The following is a 1,793-nucleotide window of genomic DNA, read 5'->3' as shown; positions in this document are numbered from 1 at the left end:
ATCAGCAGCCTGTCGACCTCGACGTCGTCTGGGTTGAGCACCGCGACCAGCAGCATCAGCAGCCTGTCGACTTCCACGTCGTCTGGCCTGAGCACTGCGACCAGCAGCATCGGTAGCCTGTCGACCTCGACGTCGTCCGGCCTGAGCACGGCGACCAGCAGCATCAGCAGCCTGTCGACTTCCACGTCGTCCGGTCTGAGCACTGCGACCAGCAGCATCAGCAGCCTGTCGACCTCCACGTCGAGTGGTCTGAGCACGGCCACGAGCAGCATCGACAGCCTGTCGACGTCTACCTCGACCGGTATCAGCAGCCTTTCGACCTCCACATCGTCGGGTCTGAGCACCGCGACCAGCAGCATCAGCAGCTTGTCGACTTCGACCTCGAGCGGTTTGAGCACAGCCACGAGCAGCATCGACAGCCTGTCGACCTCGACGTCGTCCGGTCTGAGCACGGCGACGAGCAGCATCTCCAGCCTGTCGACTTCGACATCGTCCGGCCTGAGCACCGCGACCAGCAGCATCAGCAGCCTGTCGACTTCCACGTCGTCTGGTCTGAGCACGGCAACCAGCAGCATCGGCAGCCTCTCGACTTCGACATCGTCCGGTCTGAGCACTGCCACCAGCAGCATCGGCAGCCTCTCGACTTCGACGTCGTCGGGCCTGAGCACGGCGACCAGCAGCATCAGCAGCCTATCGACTTCCACGTCGTCCGGTCTGAGCACGGCAACCAGCAGCATCGGCAGCCTGTCGACTTCCACGTCGTCCGGCCTGAGCACGGCCACCAGCAGCATCAGCAGCCTGTCGACCTCGACGTCGTCCGGCCTGAGCACCGCGACCAGCAGCATCAGCAGCCTGTCGACGTCTACCTCGACTGGCATCAGCAGCCTGTCGACTTCGACCTCGTCTGGCCTGAGCACTGCGACCAGCAGCATCAGCAGCCTGTCGACCTCCACGTCGAGTGGTCTGAGCACGGCCACGAGCAGCATCGACAGCCTGTCGACGTCTACCTCGACTGGTATCAGCAGCCTGTCGACCTCAACTTCGTCTGGTCTGAGCACTGCGACCAGCAGCATCAGCAGCCTGTCGACTTCGACGTCGTCTGGCCTGAGCACGGCGACCAGCAGCATCAGCAGCCTGTCGACCTCCACGTCGAGTGGTCTGAGCACGGCCACGAGCAGCATCGACAGCCTGTCGACGTCTACCTCGACTGGTATCAGCAGCCTGTCGACCTCGACTTCGTCCGGCCTGAGCACTGCGACCAGCAGCATCAGCAGCCTGTCGACTTCGACGTCGTCGGGTCTGAGCACCGCGACCAGCAGCATCAGCAGCCTGTCGACCTCCACGTCGAGTGGTCTGAGCACGGCCACGAGCAGCATCGACAGCCTGTCGACGTCTACCTCGACCGGTATCAGCAGCCTGTCGACTTCGACGTCGTCCGGCCTGAGCACTGCGACCAGCAGCATCAGCAGCCTGTCGACTTCGACGTCGTCGGGTCTGAGCACCGCGACCAGCAGCATCAGCAGCTTGTCGACCTCGACTTCGAGCGGTCTGAGCACGGCCACGAGCAGCATCGACAGCCTCTCGACGTCTACCTCCACCGGTATCAGCAGCCTGTCGACCTCGACGTCGTCCGGTCTGAGCACTGCGACCAGCAGCATCAGCAGCCTTTCGACCTCCACATCGTCGGGTCTGAGCACGGCGACCAGCAGCATCAGCAGCTTGTCGACTTCGACCTCGAGCGGTTTGAGCACAGCCACGAGCAGCATCGACAGCCTGTCGACCTCGACGTCGTC

At 63.6% G+C, this 1,793-nt stretch carries 1 protein-coding gene; it reads right to left on the bottom strand.

Annotation, left to right across the window (positions count from 1 at the left end; translation table 11 throughout):
* A partial coding sequence (locus J2W23_RS31365; RefSeq protein WP_307651504.1) for a hypothetical protein occupies positions 1-1,793 on the bottom strand: 1,793 nt, incomplete at both ends.

It is taken from the genome of Variovorax boronicumulans (genome assembly GCF_030812215.1).
Taxonomy (GTDB): Bacteria; Pseudomonadota; Gammaproteobacteria; order Burkholderiales; family Burkholderiaceae_C; genus Variovorax; species Variovorax boronicumulans_C.
The sequence above is the reverse complement of the archived record's forward strand: the minus strand, read 5'-3'. Positions and strand labels throughout refer to the sequence as shown.